This is a genomic window from Pseudarthrobacter sp. TRD_SC_9, assembly GCF_055361265.1.
Map to the genome: position 1 here is coordinate 3,205,043 of NZ_CM143956.1, position 14,455 is coordinate 3,219,497.

The following is a 14,455-nucleotide window of genomic DNA, read 5'->3' on the forward strand; positions in this document are numbered from 1 at the left end:
GTTTTGACCTAAGCGAATGGCACCAATCATCGTGGCCAGTGATTCTACTGCGCAATTTGAAGCAAAAATATCGGAGCACCTGCACCAGCTTGTCCTTGACAGCGAAGACGTGGAGGCGTTCCTTCGTGAACTGGCGGGCATATCTGCCAGGACACTGTCCAGCCAGGGAGACGAAGTCCTCTGCGGGGTGACTCTTTGGCGCCACCGTAAACCTGTCACGGTTGCGAACAGCAATGATCAAGCTGAGAAGGTCAGCCAGGTCCAATACCGCTTCAGCGACAGCCCCGGCATGAAGGCATCGCGTGAGCAGATCACCATCGAACTCCCGGATCTGGAAGAGGACACGGAGTGGCCGGTATACGCCGAGGTGGTGATGGGTCTGGGTATTCGTTCGATCCTGGCTGTGCCGTTCAAGTTGGAGGGCGATACCCTGGCCGCGCTTATTCTCTACTCCGGCCGCGCCAACCGTTTCGAGGGCAGGACCCGCGCCATTGCCGAAGACTTTGTCCGGCAGACAACTATGGCCCTGGACCTGGCCGTCCGGCTGGCCCGCTACAGCGAAGCGGCAGCGGACCTACGGGCCGCGTTGGAAACACGGACGGTGATCGACATGGCGGTAGGCATCATCATGGCTCAGAACCGTTGCTCACAGGCCGAGGCTTTTGACATCCTCAAAACAGCATCCAGCACACGCAACATCAAGCTGCGCGAAGTTGCCCGGACCGTGGTGCTCAATCTGGGCCAGGGTCCGGTCAGAACGTACTACGACGCCTGACCGGACCGCACCCCCGTCGACGGGTAGTCGCCCGGCGGGGCCTAGCGTGGCGTCGCCCGCCGGATCACGAGGTACCCGGCGGCGGCGCACACGGCAGCGATGGCTAGCAGGATGGTAAAGATCCCCGCGGCGCCGATGCTGCCAAACCAGCCCATGATCGCTGGCCAGTGCGCGCCCAGTGTGGCGAAGGCGACCAGTGCGAGCAGCAGCGCGACCGCGGAAAACAGCACCACCATCATGCCGCGTATCCGCCACCGCATGTAAACCGTGGTGATGCTGGCCCCGAGGAAAAGGACCAGCAGCTGCAGTGCGAAGGCGCTGTAGAAGTCCATCAGCCACCCATCGCGGCCAAACCAGAGCGCATTGAACATATGCACTCCGAAGCCCCACCCGCCGCTGAGGATCTCGAGCCGGACCAGCGAGGCGATCAGGATGGCGAACACTGCTGATGTGGCCACAAACATCAGGCCGGTGCCCACCCAGAAGTCCCGGCGGGTGGCACCGAATCCCAGCGCGAAGGAAAAGGTCAATCCAACAGCCTGGACACCTACCACCATCAGGTACCACTGTGGCGAAAGGACTGCCCAGCTGTAGCGCATGCCCTCCAGGTCCTCCGCCGAGGCCCCCGCGCCCAGCATGATGATGGCGATGATGGCGCTGACGGCCCAGGCACCGCCAAGGATCAGCAGCGGCACACCGAAGAAGATGGATGGGTTAACGGTGTGCAGCCGAAGGATCCGGAGTATTTCACGGCGGCGCGGTGAGCCGCTCGTCCGGACGTCGACTGTGCTGGCCAGGGCGGTCATGCCGCCGCCTCCTTGCTGGATGCCGGTTCTGCGCCGGTCAGATGGATAACAAGTTGCTGAAGCGATACCGGTGCCAGCTCGAGTCCGAGCTCGGCGGCCTGCTGGCGTTCAAGCCCGCTGAGCCGGCCCTCGATGGTGACCGACGCCAGGCCGCCCAGGCCTTCGCGGCCAATGACGGTCCGGCCCTCAACGAAGGCCGCCACGGTGGCCTGCGGCCCCGCGACGGAGGTGGCAGATCCACGCACGTCGTCGGCGTCCTTGTCCAGGAGGATGCGGCCCTGATCAATGATGATGACGTGCTCCAGGAGCTTTGCGACCTCATCGATCAGGTGCGTGGAGAGCACAACGGTGCGCGGATGCTCTGCGTAGTCCTCCAGCAGCCGATCGTAGAACAGGTGCCGCGCAACGGCGTCGAGTCCCAGGTACGGCTCATCGAAGAAGGTCAGCGGCGCCCGCGATGCCAGGCCAACGATGACCCCGACGGCCGAAAGCTGCCCGCGTGAGAGTTTCTTGATGGGCCGTTTCACCGGAAGCCGGAATTCGGCCGTGAGCTGTTCGGCAAACTCCGCATCCCAGTTCTCGAAAAACCAGCGCGCTGTCTTGAAGACATGCAGTGGCGAGAAACTCTCGGGATAACGCTGGGATTCTGCGATGAAGCACATCTGCCGGAGCACATCCGCATTCTCCGCGGGTTCCTTGCCGAAGGCTTCGACAGATCCGGAGGTGGGAAACAGCTGGCCCGTGAGCAGCTGCATAATGGTGGTCTTGCCGGCACCGTTCCTGCCGAGCAGCCCGTAGATTCGGCCTTCCTCCAGGGAAAAATCCACGGCGTCAACGGCGGTCATATTGCCGTAGCGCTTGGTCAAGCCGCTAACGCGGACTATTGAGCTGGTCATGCTTGAATCCTTTCGGCGCGCAGCATGCCCGCCAGTTCGTCAATGCTGATGCCCAGCTTTTGGGCTTCGATAATGAGCGGCTGGACATACTCCGCCGCAAAACGCTCCTGCCGGCGTTTTACGAGCCGGCTCCGCGCTCCCTTCGTCACAAACATTCCAATCCCCCTGCGTTTTGCCACGATGCCGTCATCAACAAGACGGTTTACCCCCTTCAGTGCGGTGGCTGGGTTGATGCGATAGAACGCCGCAAACTCGTTGATCGAAGGGATCTGCTCCTCTTCGGGGAGCGCCCCTTCGATAATGTCGTTTTCGACCTTCTCTGCGATCTGGATAAAGATCGGTCGCGAGTCGTCCAAGTGCCGGCCTATCTGTCCTTGCAGCCTCGTCGGTTAGCTACATATGTAACTAACCAACCATGCGTCGCTGCAGGCTGTCAAGGCCTCCCTGCGGCGAGTGTTAACCTTCGCGACATGTGAAAGACCGCAGTCTTCTCATTCAGATTCAGATACCGGTGGTTTCGTAAATGAATCAGCTGCCCCTGCACATACTCAGTGAGGAACCACTTTGGCCATACCACCAGCGCTTTCCGACGCCTCCGGCGCTCGGCGCCAGCCCGGCCGTCCACGGGACACAGCCCTGGAATCAGCAGTCCTCGCCACCACCGTGGAACTCCTGCTTGAGTTGGACACAAAGGATGTCACGATCTCTGCGATCACCGAGCGCTCCGGGGTGAGCCGCGCGGCGCTCTACCGCCGCTGGAGCAGCCGTGAGGAACTGCTGGCCGCCGCACTGGACAGCGTCCGCTCCGAGGTGACCCTGCTCCCTGCCGGTAGCATCCTTGATTCCATCCTCTCCAGCTATGGCCAGAGCGTGGAACAGGGCCGGGGCCGGGTGGGCTCGCTGGTCAAGAAGCGGGTGGCACTGGGCCTGGAAAACGACAGGATCCGTTCGTTGTCCTGGGAACGCCATGTGTCCCGCCGCCGGGAGCCAGTTGCCGCCCGGATCCGGGCGGCAATTGAGGCAGGCGAAATCGACGCCGGCGTGAACATCGAAGCCATGATCGACCTCATCAACGGGCTGTACTACTACCAGTTCGTGGTGCGGGGACCCGAGGATCCGGCGGCGGCTGCAGAACGCGTGGAGGATGCCATGCGGCTCGTTTGGGAGGGCGTCCGCGAGCGCTCCTGAGCGGGGTTCTTTCGCGGCGCAGCCGTCCATAGACTAAGGGCGGTGGGGGCAATGGCCCCTGACCGACTGATGGGCAACTGACGCATTGGAAAGGACTGCCGCGATGGCTTTCATCACCGTAGGAACCGAGAACAGCACCGACGTCGAGCTCTACTACGAGGATCACGGGACCGGCCAGCCCGTGGTGCTGATCCACGGCTACCCGCTGGATGGCTCGTCCTGGGAAAAGCAGACAGCCGCCCTCCTCGACGCTGGTTACCGGGTAGTCACCTACGACCGTCGGGGTTTTGGAAACTCCAGCAAGCCCACCACCGGCTTCGACTACAACACCTTCGCAGCTGACCTGTCCACCCTCATGGAAACACTGGATTTGCGTGACGCCGTGCTGGTGGGGTTCTCCATGGGTACCGGCGAGGTGGCCCGCTACCTCTCCACCTATGGTTCGGGCCGCGTAGCCAAGGCCGCCTTCCTGGGCTCCCTGGAGCCGTACCTGCTGCAGGCCGAAGATAACCCGGACGGCGTGCCGGCGGAGGTCTTCACAGGACTCTACGACGCCGTCGTCCAGGACAGGTACGCGTTCTTCACCGAATTCTTCAAGAACTTCTACAACACGGACACGTTCCTGGGGACTGAACGGCTCAGTCAGGAAGCCCTGACGGCGAGCTGGAACGTGGCATCGAGGTCCGGGGCAGTTGCCGCAGTGGCCGCGCAGCCGGCCTGGCTGACGGATTTCCGCGCCGACATCACCAAGATCGACGTTCCAGCGCTGATCCTGCACGGCACGGCGGACAGGATCCTGCCCATTGACGTCACCGGGCGGCGCTTCACTAAAGCCCTGCCCGCTGCAGATTACGTGGAGATAGACGGCGCCCCGCACGGCCTGTTGTGGACGCACGGGGCAGAAGTCAGCGAAGCGCTTTTGGCATTCCTGGCGAAGTAACCGCCAACAGCCCTCCGGCAGGCCCTGCCGTTACTGGCCGGGCCTGCCGGGCAGTTACGCCCGTTTGCCGGGCAGCGCCAGCTTGAAGACCTTGGCCCAGGAGGAGCCAACCTGCTTCAGCAGCGGACCGGTGGTGTACTTCAGGCCATAGCGCTGGCAGATCTCGCGGACCCGGGGAGCAACTTCCGCGTACCGGCTGGAGGGCAGGTCCGGGAACAGGTGGTGTTCAATCTGGTGGGACAGGTTTCCGGTCATGAGGTGCATGAACTTGGAGCCGGAGATGTTGGCGGAACCAATCATTTGCCGGATGTACCAATCACCGCGGGTCTCACCCTCCACCATTTCCTCGGTGAACGTGTCCGTTCCTTCGGGGAAGTGTCCGCAGAAGATTACTGCGTGGGCCCAGACGTTGCGGACGGCGTTGGCCGTCAGCGTACCCACCAGAGCCTGCTTGCCGGAGCCGGTGAGCATGGCCAGCGCGGGAGTGGCCGCGTAGTCCTTGGTGAACTGGGTGACCACCTTGCGGCCCAGGGCCTTCAAGTCCTTGAGCATTGCCTCCTTGGACTTCAGGCCTTCCTGGTAGTCAGGAATTTCCAGGTCGTAGACGGCAATGCCCCACTCGAAGATCGGTGCCAGGATGGCGTTGTAGACCGGGTTGCCCAGGTTGAAGGGCTTCCATTCCTGGTCTGGATCCATGCGCAGGAGGTTGTATCCGACGTCCTTGTCCTTGCCCAGGACGTTGGTCCAGCGGTGGTGGAGATCGTTGTGGGTGTGCTGCCAGGAGCGGGCCGGGGTAACGAAGTCCCATTCCCAGGTGGTGGAGTGGATGTCCGGGTCCCGCATCCAGTCCCACTGGCCATGCAGGATATTGTGCCCCAGCTCCATGCTCGCCAGGATCTTGGACAGGCTCAGCATGGCGGTGCCGGCAACCCAGGCACCCTTGTTTTTACTGACCAGGAGTGCAGCACGGCCGGAAAGCTCCAGGCCGCGCTGGATTTTAACCATGCGGCGGATGTAAGCGGCATCAGAGGCGCCACGCTTTGACAGGATGTCGTCACGGATGGCGTCAAGTTCACGGCCCAATTCGGCAACTTGCTCGTCCGTGAGGTGGGCGGCTGCCGGAGGACGAACCAGCGGGCTGCCGGAATCGGCAAGAGCTCCGGGACGGGGCTTGGTGGTGCCGGCGGCTGCCGGCCTGTTCGCTGTGACTACTGACATTCGTTGCTCCTCAGATTTCGAGGTTGACGGGTCCGGCGGCTGCCGAAACACACGTTTGGATTAATTGGCCCGGGTCACCGGAAACTTCACCGGTCCGGAGGTCGCGCACGCTGCCGGACAGCAGCGGGGTTAGACAACTGTGGCAGATGCCCATTCGGCAACCGCTGGGCATAAGTACCCCGGCGTCCTCGCCGACGTCCAGGAGGGGCGTGGCGCCGTCGGCCTGGACCTCACGGTCCGAGGACTCGAAAGTGACCAGTCCGCCGTCGTGCCCTTCCCCGCCGGCCAGGTTGGTGCTGAAGCGTTCGATCTTCAGGGTACCGGCGCCTTTTGCTCCGGCGGAGGCAGCAGCTTCAGGAGCAGCCAGGGCCGCCTGGTTCCACAGTGCCTCGGCGTCGTCCAGGAAAGTTTCCGGGCCACAGGCGTAAGCGGCGCGATCACTCCAGTCCGGACAGATCTCTTCGATTTCCTTCATGGAGCTGAAGTCCATGCGTCCCTGGCGGCGGGTGAACCATTGGGCCAGGCGGAAGTTCGGGAACTGGTCCGCAAGCTCGGCCAGCTCTTCGCGGAAGAGGCTCTCACCTGGTGTCCGGGCAGAGTGAATGAGCACGACGTCGGCATCAGGACGCCGTGGAATCAGCGTGCGGATCATGGACATCACCGGCGTGATACCGCTGCCGGCGGTCAGCATCAGGAGCGGACGCGGGTGCTCAGGGAGAACGAAGTCGCCCTGCGGGGGCGCCAGGAACAGCACATCGCCGGGCTTTGTATTGCGGACCAGGGTGCCGGAGACAGCCCCCATGTCCGTTACGGTGATGGCCGGGTTTTTGCCGGCAGGCGTACTCAACGAATAGGAACGCCAGTGCCGGACGCCGTCTAGCTCGACGCCAATGCGGGCCCACTGCCCGGCAAGGTGGGCATGCCAGCCGCGGCCCGGGCGGAAGAAGATGGTGACCGAATCGGACGTCTCCTTGACGACACGCGTAACAACGCCCCGCAGTTGGCGGGACGAGAACACCGGATTGAACAGTGCCAGGAAATCTTCCGGCGAAAACGGTGTGGTCAACACGGAAGCGGCGTTCGCCAGCCGTCGGAGCCTCATGCAGTTAAGCCTAAATGGGCTTGGGTCATTTGTCCTGCTTTCGTCATATGGCCCCGGGGTGGACCATTTATGACCTAGTAATTTTCCCCCAAGCCGTTAATACCCCCAACGGACATTGTGACGTGTTGGTTCCCCCGAAGCCAATCCTGTAGCCGGCTACAGGCTCCGCGTCCTCTACATTGCGGGCGCCGTCCAGCCGATGGCCGGCGCAATGTGCCTGGTGACGTTGCCCAGCAGCTTGGCATTGAAGTCCAGGCCCAGCTGGTTCGGGACCGTCAACATCACGAGGTCGGCGGCCCTGACCGCTGCGTCCTGGCTGAGTTGTTGGGCCAGGAGTTCCGGGGAGCCGACGTAGCTTTTCCCGAACCTGGCAATGGACCCGTCGATGGCGCCTACCTGGTCCCGGCCGTCCCGCAGCTCTGAGCCGCCAAAGTACCGGCGGTCTTCCTCGTCCACAATGGGCAGTACGCTGCGGCTTACCGATACCTGAGGGGTGTGGTCATGGCCGGCGGCAGCCCAGGCGGCCCGGAACAAGTCAATCTGTTCGGCCTGCAGTTCATCGAACGGCACCCCCGTATCCTCCGTCAACAGGGTTGAGCTCATGAGATTTAGGCCCTGCTCTGCGGCCCAGATTGCCGTTTTCCTGGTGCCGGCGCCCCACCAGATCCGCTCAGACAGTCCGGGCGACTGCGGCTGCACGGGCAACAGGCCGGAGGTGCCGGCATACCTGGGATCCGCTGGCGCCACCCCTGCCCCACTGATGGCCTTCCGGAACAGCGCAGTATGATCCCGCGCCATGTCCGCATCGCCTTGCTCGGGCGCAGGCCGGTAACCAAAGGCCTCGGCACCGTTGAGCGCGGGCTCGGGTGATCCACGGCTGACGCCGAGCTGCAGCCTGCCGCCGCTGATCAGGTCCACTGCAGCCGCCTCCTCGGCCATATAAAGGGGGTTCTCGTACCGCATGTCGACGACGCCGGTACCCATCTCGATCTTGCTCGTCCGGGCTGCGATGGCTGCCAGCACCGGGAAGGGTGAGGCCTGCTGGCGCGCGAAGTGGTGCACCCGGAAGAAGGCCCCGTTGATGCCCAGTTCTTCGGCTGCGACTGCTAGCTCGATCGCCTGGGTGAGGGCCTCACCTGCCGTGCGGGTGCGTGAACCCTGGCCAGGACCCCAATGGCCGAAGGAGAGAAATCCAATACGTGTCATCCCCGGGGAACGCGCAGGGGCCGTCCAACATTCCTTCGCTGGAGGCCGGCAGCTTCCCGCCGCGACGTTTGAAAGGGGCGAGCATGAATGGCTGTGAGCGACTTTGGTCGTTCCTGTTCGATTACCTTGTTCCGGAGCCGGTTCGACCATAGTCTCGCAGTGCCCGGGCTGAACGCTATGAGCAGCTTCACCCAGATCCGGGCTCGTCACCACACTCAAACACCAAGAGGTATAACAATGACGTTTTCCCATCGAGGATTCCGGCGGCCAGTCGCCGTCCTGGCCGCGGCGGTGACAGCTGCAGCTGGTCTGGCGCTCCTGCCGCAACCGGCCCCGGCGCACGCTGCAGATGCAGCCACCGCCGTAACCATCACCCCCAATCCGGCCAGCCGCAGCGAGGCCTTTCAAGGCTGGGGTACCAGCCTCGTCTGGTTCGCCAATGCCACAGCAGGCTACGCTCCGGAGCTGCGCGAAGAGCTTTATCAAAAAGTCTTTGGCGAAAACGGGCTCAACCTCAACATCGCCCGCTACAACGTAGGTGGCGGCCATGCCTCTGATGTGCCGGACTACCTTCACGACGGCAGCGCGGTGGAAGGCTGGTGGAACCCGGTCACCGAACCGGAGGCGGGCAAGGCAGCCTCAAACCTGTACAACCCGGACGGCTCTGTGGACAAAACCCAGGCCAACAAGCTCGCTTTCCTGGAGCAATGGAACCCGGATGATCCTGCCTCGTACAACCCGGACGCTGACCAAAACCAACGCTGGTGGGTGGAGCGGCTCGCCGCAGACGACCAGATCTCCCACTGGGAGGCCTTCAGCAACTCCCCGCCGTGGTTCATGACCAGGAGCGGCTACGTATCAGGCCAGGTCAACACCGCCAAGGGCGAGAACCTGCTGCCCCAGGCGGAAGGGAAGTTTGCCGCCTACATGAAGAACGCCGTCGAACTTCTTGAAAAGGGCAGCGGCATCACGGTGGACACCATTGATCCGTTCAATGAACCGAACTCCGGTTACTGGGGTACCGACATTGACCCGGCCACGGGCAAGCCGCCCACCAGCTACACGCAAAAGCAGGAGGGCGCGCTGATCTACCCGGCCGCCCAGGACCGCATCATCAAGATGCTGGCCGGTGAACTCGCCAAGGACAGCACCACAACGGACGCCGTCATCTCGGCCATGGATGAGACTGATCCCAGCAGGTTCATGACCAACTGGAACGGCTACAGCCAGCAGGCGAAGGACGCCGTTGCCCAGCTCAACGTCCACACCTACGGCACCAACGACCGCCGACGCGTCCGCGACCTGGCCACCTCCACGGACAAACCCCTGTGGATGAGCGAAGTGGGTGGTTTCTGGAACGGCAATCCGGCCCTGGGCGATTCCACCAGCGGCTGGGACCGTTCCAACATCACCAACGGCCTGGGCATTGCCGGCCGGATGGTGAACGACCTCCGCGAGCTCGAGCCGGACGCCTGGGTGTTCTGGCAGCCCGTTGAGGATACCTACAAGCAGGAGAAAGCCAACAAGGGCTGGGGCTCCATCTACATTGACTTCGACTGCAACTACGAGGGCCGTGAAGGCTTCTCCAACCGCCGCCTCAACGATGGCGCCACCGCCGAGGCCGCCAAGTGCAAGGTCCTGACCAACCAGAAGTACAACACCACGCGGAACTTCACGCACTACATCCGCCCCGGTGACTACCTGATCCAGAACGACAACGCCAAGACGGCCAGCGCACTGGACGCCGACGGCAACGGCGCCACACTCGTGCACTTCAATGACACCCCGACGGCGGAAAAAGTCACCGTCGATCTCAGCCGCTTCGCCACGATCGCTCCCGGCGCCACAGTCACCCCGGTGGTCACCACGAAGTCGCCGCTGGACGACATCGAACGCAACGCGCTGGTTAAGGGCACCCCCGTCGCCGTCGATACGGCCGCGAAATCTGCCACGCTGGATGTTCCTGCCGCCTCAGTGGTGACATTCCTGGTAGACGGCGTCAGCGGGGTCGCGGAGGACGCCGTGCCTGTGCAGGACGGTCACACCTATCACCTCACCGGCGATGCCAGCGGGAAGTACCTCACGGCCCGCCCAGACGGAACCTTCTCTATCCAGGATCCGGGAACCTCTGCGGCTGAGGTCAACCCGCAACTGTGGACCTTCACCGCGGTGCCGGGCAAGGATCAGTACGCCAACGACCGCCGCTGGGTGGTCACCAACAAAGACGGACGGGTACTCAAAGGTAACGGCGGCGTGTTGAATGCCAGCCAGGCCGGTGCCGCATCATTGGGCACCTTGAGTATTGAACAGGCGCTGGCGGATCCTTCCGCGCAGTGGGTTCCCACGACGGAAAACGGCAAACAATGGTCGCTGGTGAATGCCGCGGCTGCCATCGCCCTCCAGGTCTCCGGTAACCAGACAGCAGCCGGCGCACCTGTTTCGCTCGGCTCTTCGACGGGCGCCACGGCTACCGCCACCGGCAGCCTCCACCAGTCCTGGGGATTCACGGACCTCGAGGACCTGTTGCTCCAGGGCGTCAAAGCGGTGGAACTGAGCACGCCGCTTGGCGTAGCCCCGGTACTGCCGCCTACAGTCACTCCCCTGTACGCCAACGGAGAAGGCCGCCCGGTAGCGGTGCAATGGGACAGTGTCGATCCGGCAGTGTGGAATAAGCGCGGCACCGTGACCATCAGCGGCTCCGGCACTGACGTCTACGGACAGTCCTTTACCGATGCCAAGGTCACCGTGACCGTTGGAACATACACGGGCACCGATCCTGTTTCGGTCACAGTGGGAGAGGGTGCCACCGTCGCCGACGTACAGGCAGCAGCTCCCACCACCGTCCCCGGACAGGTGGGTACAGCCACTGCACGCAACAACCTCGCCGTTACTTGGGACTGGAACAGCCTGGACGCCTCCCTACTGCAGGCACCCGGAACCGTCACGGTTTCGGGAAAGGCAAGCATCGGCGTCGACGGCGGCACACCGTTGGATGCGCTGCTGACCGTCCTGATCGTGGAACGGATCCCCAGCAGCAACATCTGCCGGGACGATCCGGCTACGGCAGTCACTGCAACCTATACGGAGGGTGCGTTTGTTGCAAAGAACACCTGCGACGGCAACGTATCCACCCGTTGGTCCAACTGGGTCAGCGGAGGCCGCAGCGGTGACAGCCTCACGTACGCGTTCGGGCGGGACTACACCGTGGACTCGGTCACCGTGACCCTGGCAGAGAAAGCACCTGCGAGCCTCAAGATCCAGTATCAGGATCCAGCCGGAACCTGGCACGATACCTCCGCCGGTACCGTCGCCGGCCCCACCCTCGCTGCGCCGGTAAAGGTGTCCTTCAATGCCGTGCAAACACGTGGCATCCGGGTGGTACTGGCCACTCCGGGCTCTTACACCAAGGTGGCCGAGGTAGCCATCGCGGGCACGCGGCTGGGGGACGCAGGCCTCGCCGATCTGGGCCGTTTGCTGGTGGATCAGAGGTCCGTCTCCGGCTTTACGCCCGGCACCGGCGACTACACCGTGCTGACGTCGTCGGCGGTCTGGCCTACCGTTGCCGCTTACCCCTTGGATACGAACGCCTTGGTGTCCGTGGTGCAGGCAACTGCCGAAAACCCGGTAGCAACGGTCACCGTGACCGCGCCGAACGGCAGCATCCGCGAATACACAGTGAACTTCACGACAGGAAAAGCCGCCTGCCTCAACAATGGCTGGGCCACGAACGTGGATCCGGGGTTCAAGAACGAAGGAAAATGTGTGAGCTACTTCGCCTCGCCTAAGTAGCACCGCGAATAGGTAGCGCCGGCAACCAGAAAGCGCCCCGGCAGGGCCTGAACTGCTCCCCGGAAGTTGGACTGAGAAATTCAGTTCCGACTTCCGGGGAGCAGTTTTCTGCATGCAAGCAGTTCGCTATCGGAGGATCGGCGCGAAGCCGCTGTAGCGTGGTTCGAGAACAGCATGGTGGGTAGTGTCAGGCAAGCCTTCAGCAATGTGAAGCAGTCATGTAGAGTTCGGCCATGTATAGTGCATCCAAGCAAAGCCGCTTTGTGGCGATCTTCGCGCCTCTGATCGCCGTCGTCGCCCTGGTTGCAGGGTGCACATCCCCCTCACCCTCTCCTACCCCATCGCCGGAGGATACTCCCGACCCCGCGGCTTTGGTGCAGGAGTCGAGTGAGGCCACCAAAGTACAGACCAGTGCGCATCTCAAGCTCGTGGTTGAGGGCGAGATCGAAGGGCTGCCGGTCGAGTTCATCGAGGGCGATCTCACCCGGGATCCCGCAGTCGCCGCCAAGGGCACACTCGACATGACATACCTTGGCCAGCAGCTCAAAGGGGTCGAGTTTGTCGTCTTCGATGGCGACCTCTGGGCCGCCATCACGTCCGGGGGCAGCCTGTCCAACTTCGGGCAGGCTTCCCAGGTCTACGACCCCGCGACGATCCTGGACCCCGACGCGGGGCTGGCTAGTGTGCTCGCCAACTTCTCCGATGCCACGATCGACGGCAACGAGGCCGTCGAAGGTGCTGACTCTGTACGCATCACGGGCAACGTCACCGCGGACGCCGTCAACAAAATTGCACCCCAGATCGGGGCGACTGACCCCGTGCCCGGCACCGTCTGGATCTCCGAAGAAAACAGCGAACTAACGCAGATCCAGTTGGAGCCCAGCTCCGGTAACAGTGTCACGATGACCCTGTCCAAGTGGGGCGTCCCGGTTACCGTCGACAACCCCGCAAGTTGATCCAGGGCCCGCCTCTCGCCGCCGGGCGGGCGCCAATCAACCGCCGCATCGCAATCAGCGCTGCCAGCCTCGCGGTGACGCTGGGCGCATTGGACACCTACGTCGTCGTCACGATCATGACCGACATCATGCGTGACGTCGGCATCGGAGTGAATCAGCTTCAACGGGTTACACCTATCATCACCGGCTACCTGTTGGGCTACATCGCGGCGATGCCTTTGCTGGGCCGTGCGTCGGACCGGTTCGGGCGCAAAATCCTCATCCAGGCCAGCCTGGCCGGCTTCGCGCTCGGATCGGTGGTCACCGCACTGTCCACCGATCTCACCGTGCTGGTGGTAGGCCGCACTCTCCAGGGCGCCGCCAGCGGGGCCCTGCTGCCGGTGACACTGGCTTTGGCCGCCGAACTGTGGGTCGCACGCAACCGTGCAGCTGTGCTCGGCGGCGTCGGTGCGGCCCAGGAGCTGGGCAGCGTGCTCGGCCCGATCTACGGCATCGCCCTGGTTGGGCTGTTCCAGCAATGGCAGGCCATTTTCTGGGTCAACGTGCCGCTTGCGGCGATCGCGATGGTGATGATCCACTTCAGCGTTCCAGGCCGGCAGAGAACTGATACTCCCCAAAAGGTGGACGTGCTCGGCGGTCTGCTGCTGGCCGTCGCCCTGGGTCTGATCGTGATCGGGCTCTACAACCCCAAGCCCGACGGCGAATCGGTGCTGCCAAGTTGGGGAATGCCAGTGCTGATCGCCGCAGCGGTGTCCGCCGTCGCGTTCTTCGTTTGGGAGAGGTTCGCCCGCACCCGCCTGCTGGAGCCGGCGGGAGTGCATTTCGGACCATTCCTGGCGGCGCTTGGCGCGTCCATGACTGCAGGTGCCGCGCTCATGGTGACGCTGGTCAACGTCGAACTGTTCGGTCAGGGTGTTCTGGGCCAGGACCAGAACCAGGCCACCCTCCTGCTGCTGCGCTTCCTCGTCGCGCTGCCGGTGGGGGCGCTGCTCGGCGGATGGCTGGCCACCCGGATCGGCGACCGGATCGTCGCTTGCACCGGCCTGCTCATAGCAGCTGTGGGTTATCTGCTGATCGCAAAGTGGCGCGTCGACGTGCTGGCGGAACGACATGATCTCGGACTGTTCTCCCTGCCGACACTGGACACCGACCTCGCAATCGCCGGACTGGGTCTCGGCCTGGTGATCGGCCCGCTGTCCTCGGCGACGCTCCGGGTGGTTCCCGCCGGCCAGCATGGGATTGCGTCCGCAGCGGTGGTGGTCTCCCGCATGATCGGCATGCTGCTCGGCATCGCGGCGCTGAGCGCCTGGGGCCTCTATCGGTTCAACCAGCATCTGGCCAGCCTGCCCGCCGGCACGGGCGGCACACTTGAGGAACGGGTGGCAGCCGAGGCCGGCCGGATTCGCGAAGCGTACGCCCTGCAGTACGGGGAGATCTTCTTAGTCACGGCAATCGTGTGTGTGGCGGGCGCGGTGCTTGGTCTGCTGATCAGTGCGCGGGACGAGACCGCTGAGGAGCCGGCTGCGGAAGAATCCCCGTAGGCGCAGGCGCCCCATAAAAAATAGAGAACCTTTTGGGT

General features: G+C 63.4%; 12 protein-coding genes. 6 read left to right on the forward strand and 6 right to left on the reverse strand.

Annotation, left to right across the window (positions count from 1 at the left end):
- Positions 1-16 precede the first annotated feature (16 nt).
- A complete protein-coding gene (locus ACWA13_RS15000; RefSeq protein WP_463934967.1) occupies positions 17-775 on the forward strand; it encodes a GAF and ANTAR domain-containing protein in 759 nt (252 codons plus the stop codon).
- A gap of 41 nt (positions 776-816) precedes the next feature.
- Here ACWA13_RS15000 and ACWA13_RS15005 read toward each other — a convergent pair whose 3' ends face one another.
- From ACWA13_RS15005 to ACWA13_RS15015, 3 genes are read right to left on the reverse strand one after another with little or no spacing between them, the layout of a single operon-like run.
- Entirely contained in the window at positions 817-1,581 is a 765-nt protein-coding gene (locus ACWA13_RS15005; RefSeq protein WP_463934968.1) for a hypothetical protein, read from the reverse strand.
- Positions 1,578-2,477 carry an ABC transporter ATP-binding protein gene (locus ACWA13_RS15010; protein ID WP_463934969.1) on the reverse strand — a complete coding sequence of 300 codons (900 nt, stop codon included), beginning with the start codon at positions 2,475-2,477 and terminating at the stop codon, positions 1,578-1,580. Before ACWA13_RS15010 ends, ACWA13_RS15005 begins: the two co-directional genes overlap by 4 nt.
- Entirely contained in the window at positions 2,474-2,833 is a 360-nt protein-coding gene (locus ACWA13_RS15015) for a GntR family transcriptional regulator (RefSeq protein ID WP_463934970.1), read from the reverse strand. Before ACWA13_RS15015 ends, ACWA13_RS15010 begins: the two co-directional genes overlap by 4 nt.
- Positions 2,834-3,041: 208 nt before the next feature.
- On the opposite strand from ACWA13_RS15015, the gene ACWA13_RS15020 reads away from it, so the two are divergent.
- Positions 3,042-3,665 (forward strand): TetR/AcrR family transcriptional regulator, encoded by a 624-nt coding sequence (locus ACWA13_RS15020; RefSeq protein ID WP_463934971.1) that lies wholly within the window; start codon positions 3,042-3,044, stop codon positions 3,663-3,665.
- A gap of 103 nt (positions 3,666-3,768) precedes the next feature.
- On the forward strand, positions 3,769-4,605 hold the full coding sequence (locus ACWA13_RS15025; protein ID WP_463934972.1) for an alpha/beta fold hydrolase: 837 nt from the start codon (positions 3,769-3,771) through the stop codon (positions 4,603-4,605).
- A 54-nt stretch (positions 4,606-4,659) separates the two neighbouring features.
- Here ACWA13_RS15025 and ACWA13_RS15030 read toward each other — a convergent pair whose 3' ends face one another.
- The 3 genes from ACWA13_RS15030 to ACWA13_RS15040 all read right to left on the reverse strand — a co-directional run bounded on the left by ACWA13_RS15030 (position 4,660) and on the right by ACWA13_RS15040 (position 8,131).
- The gene (locus ACWA13_RS15030) at positions 4,660-5,823 is read right to left on the reverse strand and encodes a fatty acid desaturase family protein (RefSeq protein ID WP_463934973.1); all 1,164 of its coding nucleotides are present in this window, start codon (positions 5,821-5,823) and stop codon (positions 4,660-4,662) included.
- Positions 5,824-5,833: 10 nt separating this feature from the next.
- Positions 5,834-6,925 carry a ferredoxin reductase gene (locus ACWA13_RS15035; RefSeq protein ID WP_463934974.1) on the reverse strand — a complete coding sequence of 364 codons (1,092 nt, stop codon included), beginning with the start codon at positions 6,923-6,925 and terminating at the stop codon, positions 5,834-5,836.
- Between the two features lie 174 nt (positions 6,926-7,099).
- Positions 7,100-8,131, reverse strand: a complete 1,032-nt coding sequence (locus ACWA13_RS15040; RefSeq protein WP_463934975.1) for an LLM class flavin-dependent oxidoreductase — start codon at positions 8,129-8,131, stop codon at positions 7,100-7,102.
- Positions 8,132-8,368: 237 nt separating this feature from the next.
- On the opposite strand from ACWA13_RS15040, the gene ACWA13_RS15045 reads away from it, so the two are divergent.
- The 3 genes from ACWA13_RS15045 to ACWA13_RS15055 all read left to right on the forward strand — a co-directional run bounded on the left by ACWA13_RS15045 (position 8,369) and on the right by ACWA13_RS15055 (position 14,417).
- Complete coding sequence (locus tag ACWA13_RS15045) at positions 8,369-11,920, forward strand: discoidin domain-containing protein (protein WP_463934976.1); 3,552 nt, start codon at positions 8,369-8,371, stop codon at positions 11,918-11,920.
- 233 nt (positions 11,921-12,153) lie between these two features.
- A complete protein-coding gene (locus ACWA13_RS15050) occupies positions 12,154-12,876 on the forward strand; it encodes an LppX_LprAFG lipoprotein (RefSeq protein WP_463934977.1) in 723 nt (240 codons plus the stop codon).
- Positions 12,873-14,417 (forward strand): MFS transporter, encoded by a 1,545-nt coding sequence (locus ACWA13_RS15055; RefSeq protein WP_463934978.1) that lies wholly within the window; start codon positions 12,873-12,875, stop codon positions 14,415-14,417. Before ACWA13_RS15050 ends, ACWA13_RS15055 begins: the two co-directional genes overlap by 4 nt.
- Positions 14,418-14,455: the final 38 nt, after the last annotated feature.

Bases quoted from the DNA above. Each gene is read 5' to 3' on its own strand.
- ACWA13_RS15000 (WP_463934967.1), top strand. From the start codon at position 17: ATGGCACCAATCATCGTGGCCAGTGATTCTACTGCGCAATTTGAAGCA.
- ACWA13_RS15025 (WP_463934972.1), top strand. From the start codon at position 3,769: ATGGCTTTCATCACCGTAGGAACCGAGAACAGCACCGACGTCGAGCTC.
- ACWA13_RS15050 (WP_463934977.1), top strand. From the start codon at position 12,154: ATGTATAGTGCATCCAAGCAAAGCCGCTTTGTGGCGATCTTCGCGCCT.
- ACWA13_RS15035 (WP_463934974.1), bottom strand. From the start codon at position 6,925: ATGAGGCTCCGACGGCTGGCGAACGCCGCTTCCGTGTTGACCACACCG.
- ACWA13_RS15010 (WP_463934969.1), bottom strand. From the start codon at position 2,477: ATGACCAGCTCAATAGTCCGCGTTAGCGGCTTGACCAAGCGCTACGGC.
- ACWA13_RS15040 (WP_463934975.1), bottom strand. From the start codon at position 8,131: ATGACACGTATTGGATTTCTCTCCTTCGGCCATTGGGGTCCTGGCCAG.
- ACWA13_RS15045 (WP_463934976.1), top strand. From the start codon at position 8,369: ATGACGTTTTCCCATCGAGGATTCCGGCGGCCAGTCGCCGTCCTGGCC.
- ACWA13_RS15005 (WP_463934968.1), bottom strand. From the start codon at position 1,581: ATGACCGCCCTGGCCAGCACAGTCGACGTCCGGACGAGCGGCTCACCG.
- ACWA13_RS15030 (WP_463934973.1), bottom strand. From the start codon at position 5,823: ATGTCAGTAGTCACAGCGAACAGGCCGGCAGCCGCCGGCACCACCAAG.